Annotated in this window: 14 protein-coding genes; 8 read left to right on the top strand and 6 right to left on the bottom strand. The window is 70.8% G+C overall.

Annotated features, from left to right (window positions below; translation table 11 throughout):
* Window positions 1-323 precede the first annotated feature (323 nt).
* From JS521_RS09140 to JS521_RS09110, 7 genes are all read left to right on the top strand, one after another.
* Window positions 324-1,535 carry a phosphoglycerate kinase gene (locus JS521_RS09140; RefSeq protein WP_205082211.1) on the top strand — a complete coding sequence of 404 codons (1,212 nt, stop codon included), beginning with the start codon at window positions 324-326 and terminating at the stop codon, window positions 1,533-1,535.
* 6 nt (window positions 1,536-1,541) lie between these two features.
* Window positions 1,542-2,318: a triose-phosphate isomerase gene (tpiA, locus tag JS521_RS09135; protein WP_205082210.1), complete on the top strand. Its 777-nt coding sequence runs from the start codon at window positions 1,542-1,544 to the stop codon at window positions 2,316-2,318.
* Window positions 2,319-2,433: 115 nt separating this feature from the next.
* Window positions 2,434-2,667, top strand: coding sequence for a preprotein translocase subunit SecG (gene secG, locus JS521_RS09130; protein ID WP_010061274.1), 234 nt, complete (start codon window positions 2,434-2,436; stop codon window positions 2,665-2,667).
* Window positions 2,668-2,778: 111 nt separating this feature from the next.
* Window positions 2,779-3,114 carry an RNA polymerase-binding protein RbpA gene (locus JS521_RS09125; protein WP_078566397.1) on the top strand — a complete coding sequence of 112 codons (336 nt, stop codon included), beginning with the start codon at window positions 2,779-2,781 and terminating at the stop codon, window positions 3,112-3,114.
* Window positions 3,115-3,295: 181 nt separating this feature from the next.
* Window positions 3,296-4,954 (top strand): glucose-6-phosphate isomerase, encoded by a 1,659-nt coding sequence (pgi, locus tag JS521_RS09120; protein ID WP_205082209.1) that lies wholly within the window; start codon window positions 3,296-3,298, stop codon window positions 4,952-4,954.
* Window positions 4,955-4,958: 4 nt separating this feature from the next.
* On the top strand, window positions 4,959-5,465 hold the full coding sequence (locus JS521_RS09115; RefSeq protein ID WP_205082208.1) for a PH domain-containing protein: 507 nt from the start codon (window positions 4,959-4,961) through the stop codon (window positions 5,463-5,465).
* Window positions 5,462-6,976, top strand: coding sequence for a PH domain-containing protein (locus tag JS521_RS09110; protein WP_205082207.1), 1,515 nt, complete (start codon window positions 5,462-5,464; stop codon window positions 6,974-6,976). The genes JS521_RS09115 and JS521_RS09110 overlap by 4 nt, the downstream gene beginning before the upstream one ends.
* A gap of 13 nt (window positions 6,977-6,989) precedes the next feature.
* Here JS521_RS09110 and JS521_RS09105 read toward each other — a convergent pair whose 3' ends face one another.
* The 6 genes from JS521_RS09105 to tkt all read right to left on the bottom strand — a co-directional run bounded on the left by JS521_RS09105 (window position 6,990) and on the right by tkt (window position 14,020).
* Window positions 6,990-7,352: a VOC family protein gene (locus JS521_RS09105; protein ID WP_205082206.1), complete on the bottom strand. Its 363-nt coding sequence runs from the start codon at window positions 7,350-7,352 to the stop codon at window positions 6,990-6,992.
* 73 nt (window positions 7,353-7,425) lie between these two features.
* Window positions 7,426-8,208 carry a 6-phosphogluconolactonase gene (gene pgl / locus JS521_RS09100; protein WP_205082205.1) on the bottom strand — a complete coding sequence of 261 codons (783 nt, stop codon included), beginning with the start codon at window positions 8,206-8,208 and terminating at the stop codon, window positions 7,426-7,428.
* The gene (gene opcA, locus JS521_RS09095) at window positions 8,205-9,245 is read right to left on the bottom strand and encodes a glucose-6-phosphate dehydrogenase assembly protein OpcA (protein ID WP_205082204.1); all 1,041 of its coding nucleotides are present in this window, start codon (window positions 9,243-9,245) and stop codon (window positions 8,205-8,207) included. Before opcA ends, pgl begins: the two co-directional genes overlap by 4 nt.
* Window positions 9,242-10,774 (bottom strand): glucose-6-phosphate dehydrogenase, encoded by a 1,533-nt coding sequence (gene zwf / locus JS521_RS09090; RefSeq protein ID WP_205082203.1) that lies wholly within the window; start codon window positions 10,772-10,774, stop codon window positions 9,242-9,244. Before zwf ends, opcA begins: the two co-directional genes overlap by 4 nt.
* Window positions 10,775-10,779: 5 nt before the next feature.
* Complete coding sequence (tal, locus tag JS521_RS09085; RefSeq protein ID WP_205082202.1) at window positions 10,780-11,898, bottom strand: transaldolase; 1,119 nt, start codon at window positions 11,896-11,898, stop codon at window positions 10,780-10,782.
* Window positions 11,899-11,932: 34 nt separating this feature from the next.
* Window positions 11,933-14,020, bottom strand: coding sequence for a transketolase (gene tkt, locus JS521_RS09080; protein ID WP_205082201.1), 2,088 nt, complete (start codon window positions 14,018-14,020; stop codon window positions 11,933-11,935).
* Window positions 14,021-14,306: 286 nt separating this feature from the next.
* Between tkt and JS521_RS09075 the strand changes: the two genes are divergently transcribed.
* Window positions 14,307-15,260, top strand: a complete 954-nt coding sequence (locus tag JS521_RS09075) for a heme o synthase (protein WP_205082200.1) — start codon at window positions 14,307-14,309, stop codon at window positions 15,258-15,260.
* Window positions 15,261-15,387 lie beyond the last annotated feature (127 nt).

The raw sequence follows: 15,387 nt of genomic DNA, 5'->3' as shown, positions 1-15,387 counted from the left end.
CCCCCCGGGGGCTGGGGGCGCGCTCCCGCTCTCCCCGGCGGCCCCCCCCCACATGATCCCCCCGGGGGGCCCCCCCCGCCCCCCCCCCCCGGGGGGCCCCCGCCCCTCAGGCCGTGTCGACAGACTTCCGTCTGCCGCGCGACGCCTGGCACGCACGCTCGCAGCGTTGCCGAAACGGCCAAGTAGCTCCGCTACGAGGCCATTCCGGCGCCTTGCGATCGCACGCACCAGACGCCGCGCGGCCCGGCCTCCGGCCGGGCGACGGAAGTCTGTCGACACGGCCTAGCATGCTCATCGGTCCTTCCAAGGAGTAAACGGAACAGATGAAGACGATCGACGAACTTCTCGCCGAAGGGGTCGCGGGCAAGCGGGTATTCGTCCGCGCCGACCTCAACGTGCCGCTGGACGGCACCACGATCACCGACGACGGCCGTATCCGCGCCGTCGTCCCGACGATCGCCAAGCTCGCCGAGGCCGGCGCGCGGGTCGTCGTCACCTCGCACCTCGGCCGCCCCAAGGGCGCCCCGGACCCGGCGTTCTCGCTGGCGCCCGCCGCCGCCCGCCTGGGTGAACTCCTCGGTGCCGATGTCGCCTTCGCCACCGACACGGTCGGCGACTCCGCCCGCGCCACCGTCGCCGGTCTCGCGGACGGCCAGGTCGCCGTCATCGAGAACCTCCGCTTCAACGCCGGCGAGACCTCCAAGGACGACGCCGAGCGCGGCGCCTTCGCGGACCAGCTGGCCGAGCTGGCCGACTCCTACGTGGGCGACGGCTTCGGTGCCGTCCACCGCAAGCACGCCTCGGTCTTCGACCTCCCGGCGCGGCTCCCGCACTACGCGGGCTACCTCATCGCCACCGAGGTCGGCGTCCTGAAGAAGCTCACCACCGACGTCCAGCGCCCGTACGCGGTCGTCCTCGGCGGTGCCAAGGTCTCCGACAAGCTCGGCGTGATCGACCACCTGCTGGAGCGGGCCGACCGCATCCTCATCGGCGGCGGCATGGCGTACACCTTCCTCAAGGCCCAGGGCCACGAGGTCGGCAGCTCGCTGCTCCAGGAGGACCAGATCCCCGCCGTGCAGGAGTACCTGCGCCGGGCCGAGGAGAAGGGCGTGGAGTTCGTCCTCCCCGTCGACGTCGTCGTCGCCCCGTCCTTCCCGGACCTGAAGACCAAGGCCCCGGCCCACCCCACCACCGTCGCCGCCGACGCCATGCCGGCCGGCCAGATGGGGCTGGACAACGGACCCGAGACCAACAAGCTCTACGCATCGAAGCTCGCCGACGCGGCCACCGTCTTCTGGAACGGCCCGATGGGCGTCTTCGAGCACCCCGACTTCGCCGACGGCACCCGCGCGGTCGCCCAGGCGCTCGTTGACTCCCCGGCCTTCAGTGTCGTCGGCGGTGGCGACTCCGCCGCGGCCGTCCGCATCCTGGGCTTCGACGAGAATGCTTTCGGACATATTTCGACCGGTGGCGGCGCGAGCCTCGAATACCTCGAGGGCAAGACGCTTCCCGGGCTCGCCGCACTGGAGGACTGACCTTTCATGACCACCCGCACCCCGCTGATGGCGGGCAACTGGAAGATGAACCTCAACCACCTCGAGGCCATCGCCCACGTCCAGAAGCTCTCCTTCGCGCTGACCGACAAGGACTACGAGGACGTCGAGGTCGCCGTCCTGCCGCCCTTCACCGACCTGCGCTCCGTACAGACCCTGGTCGACGGCGACAAGCTGAAGATCAAGTACGGTGCCCAGGACATCTCGGCGCACGACTCCGGCGCGTACACCGGTGAGATCTCCGGCTCCATGCTCGCCAAGCTGCGCTGCACGTACGTGGCCGTCGGCCACAGCGAGCGCCGCCAGTACCACGCCGAGAGCGACGAGATCTGCAACGCCAAGGTGAAGGCCGCCTACCGGCACGGCCTGACCCCGATCCTCTGCGTCGGCGAGGGCCTGGACATCCGCAAGGCCGGTGACCAGGTCTCCTACACCCTCGCGCAGCTCGACGGCGCCCTGAAGGACATCCCGGCCGAGCAGGCCGAGACCATCGTCATCGCCTACGAGCCGGTCTGGGCCATCGGGACCGGCGAGGTCGCCACCCCCGAGGACGCCCAGGAGGTCTGCGGCGCGATCCGCCGCCGTCTCGCCGAGCTGTACTCGCAGGAGCTGGCCGACGCCGTCCGCATCCAGTACGGCGGCTCCGTGAAGTCCGGCAACGTCGCCGCGATCATGGCGCAGCCCGACGTGGACGGCGCCCTCATCGGCGGCGCCGCACTGGACGCCGACGAGTTCGTCAAGATCGTCCGCTTCCGCGACCAGTGAGTATGCGGTAGCGCCGATCCGTCGTACCCTTGCGGGGGCCGAGGGGGTGGTCACCCTCCGGCCCCCGCTGTACGTACAGGCAGTATTCGAGAAATCCGGAAAGTAGGGACCAGCCGTGATTCTGGCGTTCCAGATCGCCCTGATCGTCTTCAGCCTGCTGCTGATGCTGCTGGTGCTCATGCACAAGGGCAAGGGCGGCGGTCTCTCCGACATGTTCGGTGGCGGAATGCAGTCCTCCGTCGGTGGCTCCTCGGTCGCCGAGCGTAACCTCGACCGGATCACCGTGGTGGTCGGTCTGGTCTGGTTCGCGTGCATCGTCGTCCTCGGTCTGCTCATCAAGCTCGACTGAACGACCCGTTCCGCGATTCCGGTAACGGTGTAACTCCTTCCACTGGACGCACGTTGGGCCTTACGTAGACTGAGGCATCCTTCGAGCACCATCACGCAGGGAGTTACGACCGTGGCAAGTGGCAACGCGATCCGGGGAAGCCGGGTCGGAGCGGGGCCGATGGGGGAGGCGGAGCGGGGCGAGTCCGCACCGCGCGCCCGCATCTCCTTCTGGTGCTCGAACGGGCACGAGACGCAGCCGAGCTTCGCCCATGACGCGCAGGTGCCGGACATCTGGGACTGCCCGCGCTGCGGCTTCCCGGCCGGCCAGGACAAGGACAGCCCGCCCGACCCGCCCCGCACCGAGCCGTACAAGACGCACCTGGCGTACGTACGCGAGCGGCGCAGCGACGAGGACGGCGAGGCGATCCTCGCCGAGGCACTGGCCAAACTCCGCGGCGAGATCTGACATATCCCCGCACAGCTCCACGGAAACCCCAGTCGTTCACCGGCCGGACACCCCACGGGTGTCCGGCCGTATCGCGTTCCCGCGCCACTGCCCTCCTCCACGCCGTCGGCCTCCTCGATCAATTAGGTTGGAGGGGCAGCGGGGATGCTGATGACGAGTGAGAAGTGGGCTGATATCCCGGATGAACGCAGCAAGCCGAACCAAGCTCAACCAGACGCCCGAGTGGACGGCCCTCGCCAAGCACCGTGAGGAGCTCGGCGCACCCCAGCTGCGCGAGCTGTTCGCGCGGCAGCCGGAGCGGGGCACCGCCTACACCCTGCGGGTCGGCGACCTCCACCTCGACTACTCCAAGCACCTGGTCACCGACGAGACGCTGCGCCTGCTGCGCGAGCTGGCCGCCGCCACCGGGGTCGCGGAGCTGCGGGACGCGATGTTCCGCGGCGAGAAGATCAACACCACCGAGGACCGGGCGGTCCTGCACACCGCGCTCCGCGCCCCGCGCGACGCGGTCGTCGAGGTCGACGGCGAGAACGTCGTACCGGCCGTGCACGCCGTCCTCGACAAGATGGCCTCCTTCGCCGACCAGGTCCGCTCCGGGCAGTGGACCGGCCACACCGGCAAGCCGGTCAAGAACATCGTCAACATCGGCATCGGCGGTTCCGACCTCGGCCCCGCCATGGCCTACGAGGTGCTGCGCTCCTTCACGGACCGCGACCTCACCCTCCGCTTCGTCTCCAACGTCGACGGCGCCGACCTCCACGAGGCCGTCCGCGACCTCGACCCGGCCGAGACGCTGTTCGTCATCGCCTCCAAGACGTTCACGACGATCGAGACCATCACCAACGCCACCTCCGCCCGGGACTGGCTGCTGACCGAGCTGAAAGCCGGTCAGGACGCCGTCGCGAAGCACTTCGTGGCGCTGTCGACCAACGCCGAGGAGGTCGAAGAGTTCGGCATCGACACGGCCAACATGTTCGAGTTCTGGGACTGGGTCGGCGGCCGCTACAGCTTCGACTCCGCGATCGGCCTCTCGCTGATGGTCGCCATCGGCCCGGACCGCTTCCGCGAGATGCTCGACGGTTTCCACCTCGTCGACGAGCACTTCCGCACCGCCCCCGCCGAGGAGAACGCCCCGCTCCTGCTGGGCCTCCTCGGCATCTGGTACGGCAACTTCTTCGACGCCCAGTCGCACGCGGTGCTGCCCTACAGCCACTACCTGTCCAAGTTCACCGCGTATCTCCAGCAGCTCGACATGGAGTCCAACGGCAAGTCCGTCGACCGCGAGGGCGACCGCGTCGAGTGGCAGACCGGCCCGGTCGTCTGGGGCACGCCCGGCACCAACGGGCAGCACGCCTACTACCAGTTGATCCACCAGGGCACCAAGCTGATCCCGGCGGACTTCATCGGCTTCGCCGCCCCGGTCCACGACCTGCTGCCCGGACTGATCGCCCAGCACGACCTGCTGATGGCCAACTTCTTCGCCCAGACCCAGGCCCTCGCCTTCGGCAAGACACCCGAGGAGGTCCGAGCGGAGGGCGTGCCCGAGGAGCTGGTCCCGCACAAGACGTTCCGCGGCAACCACCCCACGACGACGATCCTCGCCGACAAGCTGACCCCCTCGGTCCTCGGCCAGCTCATCGCGCTGTACGAGCACAAGGTCTTCGTCCAGGGCGCCGTCTGGAACATCGACTCCTTCGACCAGTGGGGCGTCGAGCTCGGCAAGGTCCTCGCCAAGAAGATCGAACCGCTGCTGACCGGTGACGGGGGAGCGGACGCCGGGCAGCTCGACAGCTCCACCGCGGCCCTGGTCGACGCCTACCGCACCCTGCGCGGGCGCTGAGCCGATGCCACCGGGGGAGGGAGAGACGGTCCGGCTGCGGCCGCCGCGCAACACGCTGAACCAGCGTGCCATCGGCTGGTGGCGGGTTCAGTGGCTGCTGATGACCGCCGTGCCCGTCGTGCCGCTCGCGGTGCTGGGCGCGCTGATCGAGCCGGCCCGCTTCTGGCTGCTGCTGCCCGCCGCGGTCCTGGCCGCGGCGGGCACGGCGACCGCCGTCCTCTTCCCTCTGTGGTGGTTCCGTACGCACCGCTGGGAGGTCACCGAGGACGCGGTGTACGTCCTCACCGGCTTCTTCTGGCGGGAGTGGCGGATCGCCCCGATGTCCCGCATCCAGACCGTGGACACCGTACGGGGCCCGCTGGAGCAGCTCTTCCGGCTCGCCACCGTCACGGTCACCACCGCATCCGCCAAGGGCGCGGTACGGATCGAGGGCCTGGACCACGAGGTCGCCGCCGACCTGGCCGAGCGGCTCACGCGCATCACCCGCGACACCCCCGGCGACGCCACATGAGCACCGTCGCCCCGCCCGCCGACTGGCGCCGCCTCGACCCCCGTACGGTCCTGGTCACCGCACTCGTCGTGGCGGGGGTCGTCGCGGGCGCAGCCATCCCCGTCACGCTCGGGCTCACCCGATGGTCCAGCCTCCCGGTCGCCGTGCTCCAGGTGTTCGCCGGAGCCCTCCTGATCATCGGGGTCGCGGCGGGCGCCGACCGGATCCGCTGGCACCGCACCCGCTACCGGATCGGCGAGGAGCACGTCGACCTCCACACCGGGCTGCTCCTCGTCAAACGCCGCTCCCTGGCCCGGAGCCGTATCCGCACGGTCGACCTCACCGCCAACCTGATGCTGCGTCTCCTCGGCCTGGTCACCGTCCGGATCGGCACCGGCGAACAGGGCGCCGACTCCACCCTCGAACTGGACCCGGTCACCCGCGCCGAGGGCGAACGGCTGCGCCGCCTCCTCCTGGACCGCGCCGCCACCGCACCGGCCGGCGTCCACCGCGAGGGCGAACTGGCCGTCCTGGACCCCCGCTGGATCCGTTACGCCCCGGTCTCCTTCGTCGCCCCCATGCTCGGCGGGGCCGCCGCCGGGGCCGTGATGCAGGTCAGCGAGTGGGTCGGGGCCCAGGGTGAGGTCATCGAGTGGGTCGGCGACCGTTTCCGGGACACCCCGCTGCTCTGGACGGTCATCGCCCTGGTCCTGGCCGCCCTGGTCGCGGGTGTCGTCGGGGCGCTCGGCCTCTGGATCGAGATGTGGTGGAACTACCGCCTGGAGCGCGAGGCGGGCGGCACGCTGCGGGTCCGGCGCGGCCTGTTCACCTCCCGGTCCATCTCCGTCGAGGAGGCCCGGCTGCGCGGCGTCGACCTGGTCGAGCCCCTGGGCGTCCGGCTTCTCGGCGCGGCCCGCCTCGACGCCATCACCACCGGCCTGGCCAAGGACCACGAGGCCAGGAACGCCGACCACAACACCCTGCTCCCGGTCGCGCCCCGGACCCGCGCCGACTCCGTCGCCGCCGACGTCCTGCGCGAGGCGGACCCCCCGACCGCCGCGGCGCTCACCCCGCACCCGCGCGCCGCCAGGGGCCGCCGACTGCGCTGGTCGCTCGCGGCGGCCCTCGGCCCCGTCCTGATCCTGACGCTCCTCGGGGAACTGCTCACACCGGTACTCCTCTGGATCGCGCTCGGCTGCGCGGTGGTGGCCGTCCCCGTGGCGGTGGTGCTCGCCCTGGACGCGTACCGGGGCCTCGGCCACGCGATCTCCGGCCGCTATCTGGTCACCCGCTCCGGTACGGTCCGCCGCTCCACGGCCGCCCTGGAACGGGCCGGGGTGATCGGCTGGACGGTCAAGCAGTCGGTGTTCCAGCGCCGGGCCGGGCTGCTGAGCGTCACGGCCACCACGGCAGCCGGGGGCGGCGCGTACACGGCGTACGACACCGACGCGTCCGAGGGCCTCGACTTCGCCGCCGAGGCCGTACCGGAGCTGCTGGAACCCTTCCTGGAGCGGTCCCCGAAGAAGGCCTGAGGGGGCGGGGCGGTCAGCCGGCGTGCGTCGTGTCGATGACGCAGAAGCGGTTGCCCTCAGGGTCGGCGAGCACCACGAAGTCCGGGTCCGGCGGATACAGCTCCCACGCGACCCGCTCCGCGCCCAGCCCCATCAGCCGCTCCACCTCGGCCTCCTGCTCGTCGGAGTAGAGGTCCAGGTGGACCCGGGGGACCTCCTGGACGGGGGAGGTGGAGCGCCCCAACGCCACGCCGACGCCGGGCCCTTCGACCGGAACCAGCACCACCCAGTCGTCCGTTGCCGGCTCGCGCTCGGTGTACGTGAGCGCCGCCTTCCAGAACGCGGCGGCCCTGCTCACGTCGGTCGCGCCCATCACCACGGTTCCGATATGCACCATGAGCGCGAGCCTTTCACGACGAAGACCCGGCCCGCGCGGGGAAAGCGGGCCGGGTCTTCGAGGGCGTCAACGCTCAGGCGGAGGCCGGTGGATACAGCGCGCGCGGCAGTTGCGAGGCCGCCGCCGCGTCCAGGAGCCACAGCGTGCGGCCGCGGCCGTACGCGCCGGCCGCCGGGGCCTGGATCTCCCCGGCCCCGGACAGTGCGATGGCCGCCGCTTCCGCCTTGTCCTCGCCCGCCGCCAGCAGCCACACCTCACGCGCCGCGCGGATCGCGGGCAGCGTGAGCGAGACCCGGACCGGCGGCGGCTTGGGCGCCCCGCGCACACCGACCACTGTGCGCTCGGTCTCCCGTACCGCGGGCAGCTCCGGGAAGAGCGAGGCCACGTGCGTGTCCGGGCCGACGCCCAGCATCAGCACGTCGAACGTGGGCACCGGGCCGTGGTCCTCGGGCTCCGCAGCGGCGGCCAGTTCATCGGCGTACGCCGCTGCCGCCGCGTCCACGTCGTCGCCGTACGGGCCGTCCGACGCGGGCATCGCGTGCACCCGGGCCGGGTCCAGCGGCACCGCGTCGAGCAGCGCCTCGCGGGCCTGGGTGACATTGCGCTCCGGGTCGCCCTCGGGCAGGAACCGCTCGTCGCCCCACCACAGGTCCAGCCGCGACCAGTCCACCGCGTCCCGGGCGGGCGCGGCGGCGAGCGCGGCCAGCAGGCCGTTGCCGTTGCGCCCGCCGGTCAGCACCACCGAGGCGTGGCCCCGGGAGGCCTGGGCGTCCACGATCTTCGTGATCAGCCGGGCCGCCGCGGCCTGCGCCATCAGCTCCTTGTCGCGGTGCACGACCAGTTGAGGAGGCGTCACTTCGAGGCCGCCTTCTTGGCCGGGGCCTTCTTCGCGGCGGGAGCCTTGGCCTCGGCGGCCTGGTCCGCCTTCTCCGCGGCGCTGTCGACCGGCTTGGCCGTGACCTCGCCGCCCGCGTGCAGCTTGTCGACGCCGAACTTCACCGACGAGGCGTAGGTGTTGTCCGGGTCGAGCCGGCGCAGCTCCTCCGCCAGCAGCTCGGCGGTGTCACGGCGCTTGAGCGCCACCGCGCGGTCCGGCTGGTTCTGCATGGAGAGCGTGGCCAGCCCGCCGTCGGCCCGGTCCAGGACGATGACGCCGTTCTTCGTCTCCATCCGGACCGCGGTGAGGCCGGGCCCCTGGGAGAGCGTGCGCTCCACCGGGACGCCGAGCCGGTCCGCGAGCCACATGGCGAGCAGCTCGCAGCTCGGGTTGTCGCTCTCGCCCTCGACGGTCGCGCCGATGACCTCGGCCGGCTGCTGGTCCAGGGCTGCGGCCAGCATCGAGCGCCACGGCGTGATCCGGGTCCAGGCCAGATCGGTGTCGCCGGGGCTGTACGTCGCCGCCCGCACCGCCAGCTCGTCGAGCGGGCGCTCGGCGGAGTAGGTGTCGGTGATCCGGCGCTGGGCCAGCGCACCGAGCGGGTCCTTCGCCGGGTCGGCGGGGGCGCCCTCGGGCCACCACACCACGACCGGGGCGTCCGGCAGGAGCAGCGGCAGGACCACCGACTGGGCGTGGTTGGCCAGTTCGCCGTGGAGGCGCAGGACCACCGTCTCGCCGGTGCCCGCGTCGGAACCGACCCGGACCTCGGCGTCGAGGCGGGCGTCGCGGCGGGCGCGCGGCGAGCGGCTGTGGCGCTTGATCACCGCGATGAGCCGCGAGGGGTGCTCGCGGGAGGCGTCACCGGCCGACTTGAGCGCGTCGTACGCGTTCTCCTCGTCGGTGACGATGACCAGCGTGAGCACCATGCCGATGGCGGGGGTGCCGATCGCCCGGCGGGCCGAGACCAGCGCCTGGTTGATCTTGCTGGACGTGGTTTCCGTGAGATCGATCTTCATGGCCGCCTCCAGCTCCGTCCGTCACGTGCGAGCATCTCGTCGGCCTCGGCCGGACCCCAGGTGCCGGCCGCGTACTTCGCGGGCTTGCCGTGCTTCTCCCAGTACTCCTCGATCGGGTCGAGGATGGTCCAGGAGAGTTCGACCTCCTGGTGGCGCGGGAACAGGTTGGCGTCGCCGAGCAGGACGTCCAGGAGGAGCCGCTCGTACGCCTCCGGGCTGGACTCCGTGAACGACTCGCCGTACGCGAAGTCCATCGTGACGTCCCGGACCTCCATCGAGGTGCCGGGCACCTTGGAGCCGAAGCGCACGGTGACGCCCTCGTCCGGCTGGACCCGGATGACCAGGGCGTTGCCGCCCAGCTCCTCGGTCGCGCCCGACTCGAAGGGGAGGTACGGGGCGCGCTTGAAGACGACCGCGATCTCCGTGACCCGGCGGCCGAGCCGCTTTCCGGTCCGGAGGTAGAACGGCACGCCCGCCCAGCGGCGGTTGTTGATCGTCAGCTTGATCGCCGCGTAGGTGTCGGTCGTCGACTTGGGGTCGATGCCGTCCTCCTCGCAGTAGCCGAGGACCTCCTGGCCGCCCTGCCAGGCGTGCTCGTACTGGGCGCGCACGGTGTGCTGCCCCAGGTCCTCGGGCAGCTCGACGGCGGTGAGCACCTTGAGCTTCTCGGCGACCAGGGCCTTCGGGTGGAAGGAGCCGGGCTCCTCCATCGCGGTCAGCGCCAGCAGCTGGAGCAGGTGGTTCTGGATGACGTCACGGGCGGCGCCGATGCCGTCGTAGTAGCCGGCCCGGCCGCCGATGCCGATGTCCTCGGCCATCGTGATCTGCACGTGGTCGACGTAGGACCGGTTCCAGATCGGCTCCCACATCGTGTTGGCGAACCGCAGCGCCAGGATGTTCTGGACCGTCTCCTTCCCCAGGTAGTGGTCGATCCGGAAGACCTCGTTGGGCGGGAAGACGTCGTGCACGAGCTGGTTGAGCTCCTGCGCGCTGGCCAGGTCGTGGCCGAACGGCTTCTCGATGACGGCACGCCGCCAGGAGCCTTCCTTCTGGTCGGCCAGGCCGTGCTTCTTCAGTTGCTGGACGACCTTGGGGAAGAACTTCGGCGGCACGGAGAGGTAGAAGGCGAAGTTGCCGCCCGTCCCCTGTGCCTTGTCGAGCTCCTGGATGGTCGCCTTCAGCGTCTCGAACGCCTCGTCGTCGTCGAAGTTGCCCTGGACGAAGCGCATCCCCTGGATGAGCTGCTGCCAGACCTCCTCGCGGAACGGCGTACGGGCGTGCTCCTTGACGGCGTCGTGGACGACCTGGGCGAAGTCCTCGTCCTCCCAGTCGCGGCGCGCGAAGCCGATGAGCGAGAAGCCCGGCGGCAGCAGGCCGCGATTGGCCAGGTCGTAGACAGCAGGCATCAGCTTTTTACGGGACAAATCGCCCGTGACGCCAAAGATGACCAGGCCCGACGGCCCCGCGATACGCGGGAGCCGTCGGTCCTGTGCGTCACGGAGCGGGTTGGCTCCGGGAACAGCAGACAAAGTGGTCAGCCCTCCGAGGGGGCGAGGCGCGAAAGCTCCGCCTCGGTCGACTTGAGCAGATCGTTCCAGGACGTCTCGAACTTCTCGACGCCCTCGTCCTCCAGCAGCTGTACGACCTCGTCGTACGAGATGCCGAGCTTCTTGATCGCGTCGAGGTCGGCGCGCGCCTGGTCGTAGCCGCCGGCGACGGTGTTGCCGGTGATCTCGCCGTGGTCGGCCACCGCCTCCAGCGTCGCCTCCGGCATGGTGTTCACCGTGTTCGGCGCCACCAGGTCGTCGACGTACAGCGTGTCCTTCAGGGACGGGTCCTTGACGCCGGTCGAGGCCCACAGCGGACGCTGCTTGTTGGCCTGCCCCTTGTCCAGGGCCGCCCAGCGGTCGGAGGAGAAGACCTCCTCGTACGCCTCGTAGGCCAGCCGCGCGTTGGCCAGGGCGGACTTGCCCTTGGCGGCCTTCGCCTCGTCGGAGCCGATCGCGTCCAGGCGCTTGTCGATCTCGGTGTCCACGCGGGACACGAAGAAGGACGCCACCGAGTGGATCTTGGAGAGGTCCAGGCCCGCGGCCTTCGCCTTCTCCAGGCCCGCCAGGTAGGCGTCCATGACCGCGCGGTAGCGCTCCAGCGAGAAGATCAGCGTCACGTTGACGCTGATGCCCCGGCCGATCGTCTCGGTGATCGCCGGGAGGCCCGCCTTGGTGGCCGGGATCTTGATGAGCGTGTTCGGCCGGTCGACCAGCCAGGCCAGCTGCTTGGCCTCGGCGGTGGTGGCCAGGGTGTTGTGGGCCAGACGCGGGTCCACCTCGATGGAGACCCGGCCGTCCTGGCCGTCGGTGGCGTCGAAGACCGGGCGCAGGATGTCGGCGGCGTCGCGGACGTCCGCCGTCGTGATCATGCGGACCGCTTCCTCGACGGTGACCTTGCGGGCGGCGAGGTCGGTGAGCTGCTGCTCGTAACCGTCGCCCGAGGAGATCGCCTTCTGGAAGATCGACGGGTTGGTGGTGACGCCGACGACATGGCTCTGGTCGATCAGCTCGGCCAGGTTGCCGGACGTGATCCGCTTGCGCGACAGGTCGTCGAGCCAGATCGCCACGCCCTCGTCGGAGAGGCGCTTGAGTGCGTCTGTCATGAGTTGCATCTCCTACTAGTCGTATCTACGGGCGTCAGCGCGCGGCGGCTTCGAGGGATTCCCGCGCGGCGGCGGCCACGTGCTCGGGAGTGAAGCCGAACTCGCGGAACAGCACCTTCGCGTCGGCGGAGGCCCCGAAGTGCTCCAGCGAGACGATCCGGCCGGCGTCGCCCACGTACCGGTACCAGGTCAGGCCGATGCCCGCCTCGACGGCGACGCGCGCCTTCACCGACGGCGGCAGCACGCTGTCCTTGTAACCCTGGTCCTGCTCCTCGAACCACTCGACGGACGGCATCGAGACCACCCGGGTCGGCACCCCGGCCGCCTGGAGCTGCTCGCGCGCCTCGACGGCGACGTGCACCTCGGAACCGGTCGCGATGAGCAGCACCTGCGGCTTGCCACCTTCGGCCTCGAACAGGACGTAACCGCCCTTGGCCGCGTCCTCGTTCGCCTCGTACGTCGGCACACCCTGGCGGGTCAGCGCCAGACCGTGCGGGGTGCCCTTGCCGAACACCTTGGTGTAGCGGCGCAGGATCTCGCGCCAGGCGATGGCGGTCTCGTTGGCGTCGGCCGGGCGCACGACGTTCAGGCCCGGGATGGCGCGCAGCGCGGCCAGGTGCTCGACCGGCTGGTGCGTCGGGCCGTCCTCGCCGAGGCCGATCGAGTCGTGCGTCCAGACGTACGTCACCGGCAGGTGCATCAGCGCGGAGAGCCGCACCGCGTTGCGCATGTAGTCGGAGAACACCAGGAAGGTGCCGCCGTAGATGCGGGTGTTGCCGTGCAGCGCGATGCCGTTCATGGCGGCGGCCATCGCGTGCTCGCGGATGCCGAAGTGGATCGTGCGGCCGTACGGGTCGGCCTCCGGCAGCGGGTTGCCCGCCGGGAGGAACGACGACGTCTTGTCGATCGTCGTGTTGTTCGAGCCCGCGAGGTCGGCGGAGCCGCCCCACAGCTCGGGCACGATCTCACCGAGCGCCTGGAGCACCTTGCCGGAGGCGGCACGGGTGGCCAGACCCTTGCCGGGCTCGAAGACGGGGAGCTTCTCCTCCCAGCCCTCGGGCAGCTCGCCCGCGGCGATCCGGTCGAAGGAGGCGGCGCGCTCCGGGTTGGCCGTACGCCATGCGGCGAACGACTTGTCCCACTCGGCGCGGGCCTCACGGCCGCGGTCCAGGGCCTCGCGGGTGTGGCCGATGACCTCGTCGGAGACCTCGAAGGTCTGCTCCGGGTCGAAGCCGAGGACCCGCTTGGTCGCCGCGACCTCGTCGTCGCCGAGCGCCGAGCCGTGCGCGGCCTCGGTGTTCTGCGCGTTCGGGGCGGGCCAGGCGATGATCGAGCGGGCCGCGATGAACGAGGGGCGCTCGGTCTCGGCCTTGGCCGCCTGCAGCGCCGCGTACAGACCCGCCGGGTCCAGGTCGCCGCTCGGCAGCTGCTCGACACGCTGGACGTGCCAGCCGTACGCCTCGTACCGCTTGATGGTGTCCTCGGAGACCGCGGTCTCCGTGTCGCCCTCGATGGAGATGTGGTTGTCGTCCCACAGCAGGACCAGGTTGCCCAGCTTCTGGTGCCCGGCCAGCGAGGACGCCTCGGCCGAGATGCCCTCCTGGAGGCAGCCGTCACCGGCGATGGCCCACACCATGTGGTCGAACGGGGAGGTGCCGGGGGCCGCCTCGGGGTCGAACAGGCCGCGCTCGTAGCGGGCGGCCATCGCCATGCCCACCGCGTTGGCGACACCCTGGCCCAGCGGGCCGGTCGTCGTCTCGACACCGGTGGTGTGGCCGTACTCCGGGTGACCCGGGGTCTTGGAGCCCCAGGTGCGGAAGGCCTTCAGGTCGTCCAGCTCCAGGCCGTAGCCGGCCAGGTAGAGCTGGATGTAGAGGGTCAGGCTGGAGTGCCCGGCGGAGAGGACGAACCGGTCGCGGCCGGTCCACTCGGCGTCCGCGGGGTCGTGCCGCATCACCTTCTGGAACAGGGTGTACGCGGCAGGCGCGAGGCTCATGGCCGTGCCCGGGTGGCCGTTTCCGACTTTCTGTACGGCGTCCGCGGCGAGAACACGGGCGGTGTCCACGGCCCGCTGGTCCACATCGGTCCACTGGAGGTCTGTGGTGGTCGGCTTGATGCTCACCCTGAGTCAGGGCTCCTCTCCACTGTTGTAAACCGGTGACCGTTACCGCACCGGGCGCTGTCGAGCCTACCCCCGTTGCCGGGCGCACTTTCCGTGCACTTTCCAGGGTGTGGGCGACCCGTGGAGTTCGCCTCCCGGCGGAATGCGCATCCGGCGAACAGTCACCCCCAACACGACCCCACCCCCGCGAAGGGTGGTGTATCCCCAACGTCTAGAGTGGTCGAGTTCGCGCAAGTCTTCACCAGGGCCTCCAGGCCCGGAGCTTGCTGGGATTTCTCTGTCAGGGGTGTGCGTGACGGCCGTCGAGTCCCGACCCGCAGGGGTCGCCTTGACTCCCAGCCCAGGGGGCCATCGCCCGTTCGGGGCCCGCGTCAAGGCATTCGTGGCGCTTACCAAGCCACGGATCATCGAGCTGCTGCTCATCACCACCGTTCCGGTGATGTTCCTCGCTGCCCAAGGTGTACCCGATCTGTGGCTCGTTCTCACGACCACCATCGGGGGATACCTCTCCGCGGGCGGCGCCAACGCGCTCAACATGTACATCGACCGGGACATCGACGCGCTGATGGACCGTACGTCCCAGCGCCCGCTGGTCACCGGCATGGTCAGCCCCCGCGAATGTCTGGCCTTCGGCATCGGCCTCGCGGTGTTCTCCACGCTCTGGTTCGGACTGCTCGTCAACTGGCTCTCGGCCGCCCTCGCGCTCGGCGCGCTGCTCTTCTACGTCGTCGTCTACACGATGCTGCTGAAGCGCCGCACCTCCCAGAACATCGTCTGGGGCGGTATCGCGGGCTGCATGCCGGTCCTCATCGGCTGGTCGGCCGTGACGAACGAGCTCTCCTGGGCCGCCGTCATCCTCTTCGCCGTCATCTTCTTCTGGACGCCGCCGCACTACTGGCCGCTGTCCATGAAGGTCAAGGACGACTACGCCCGGGTCGGCGTCCCGATGCTCCCGGTCGTCGCCTCCAACCGGGTGGTCGCCAAGCAGATCGTCCTCTACAGCTGGGTGATGGTCGCGGTCTCGCTGCTGCTCACCCCGCTCGGCTACACCGGCTGGTTCTACACCGCGGTGGCGCTGCTCTCCGGCGGCGCCTGGCTCTGGGAGGCCCACGGCCTGCAGAACCGCGCCAAGGCCGGGGTGACCGGGGCCAAGCTCAAGGAGATGCGGCTCTTCCACTGGTCGATCACCTACGTCTCCCTCCTCTTCCTCGCCGTCGCGGTGGACCCCTTCCTCCGCTGACACCCCCGCTTCCGGTGTACGGGCGGGGGGGGGGGGGGGGGGGGGGGGGGGGGGGGGGGCGGCGGGGCCCCGGGCGGGGGGGGGGGCGCGGGCGGGGGGGGGGGGGGCGGGGGCGGGGGGGCGGGGG

Source organism: Streptomyces durocortorensis, from assembly GCF_016901035.1.
Lineage (GTDB): Bacteria > Actinomycetota > Actinomycetes > Streptomycetales > Streptomycetaceae > Streptomyces > Streptomyces durocortorensis.
Note: the sequence above shows the minus strand (reverse complement) of the source record. Positions and strands in the feature narration are given on the sequence as shown.

What these genes read in the sequence shown, in the direction of transcription:
- JS521_RS09140 (WP_205082211.1), top strand. Translation starts at nt 324, where the DNA reads ATGAAGACGATCGACGAACTTCTCGCCGAAGGGGTCGCGGGCAAGCGG.
- tpiA (WP_205082210.1), top strand. Translation starts at nt 1,542, where the DNA reads ATGACCACCCGCACCCCGCTGATGGCGGGCAACTGGAAGATGAACCTC.
- pgi (WP_205082209.1), top strand. Translation starts at nt 3,296, where the DNA reads ATGAACGCAGCAAGCCGAACCAAGCTCAACCAGACGCCCGAGTGGACG.
- JS521_RS09115 (WP_205082208.1), top strand. Translation starts at nt 4,959, where the DNA reads ATGCCACCGGGGGAGGGAGAGACGGTCCGGCTGCGGCCGCCGCGCAAC.
- JS521_RS09110 (WP_205082207.1), top strand. Translation starts at nt 5,462, where the DNA reads ATGAGCACCGTCGCCCCGCCCGCCGACTGGCGCCGCCTCGACCCCCGT.
- JS521_RS09105 (WP_205082206.1), bottom strand. Translation starts at nt 7,352, where the DNA reads ATGGTGCATATCGGAACCGTGGTGATGGGCGCGACCGACGTGAGCAGG.
- opcA (WP_205082204.1), bottom strand. Translation starts at nt 9,245, where the DNA reads ATGAAGATCGATCTCACGGAAACCACGTCCAGCAAGATCAACCAGGCG.
- tal (WP_205082202.1), bottom strand. Translation starts at nt 11,898, where the DNA reads ATGACAGACGCACTCAAGCGCCTCTCCGACGAGGGCGTGGCGATCTGG.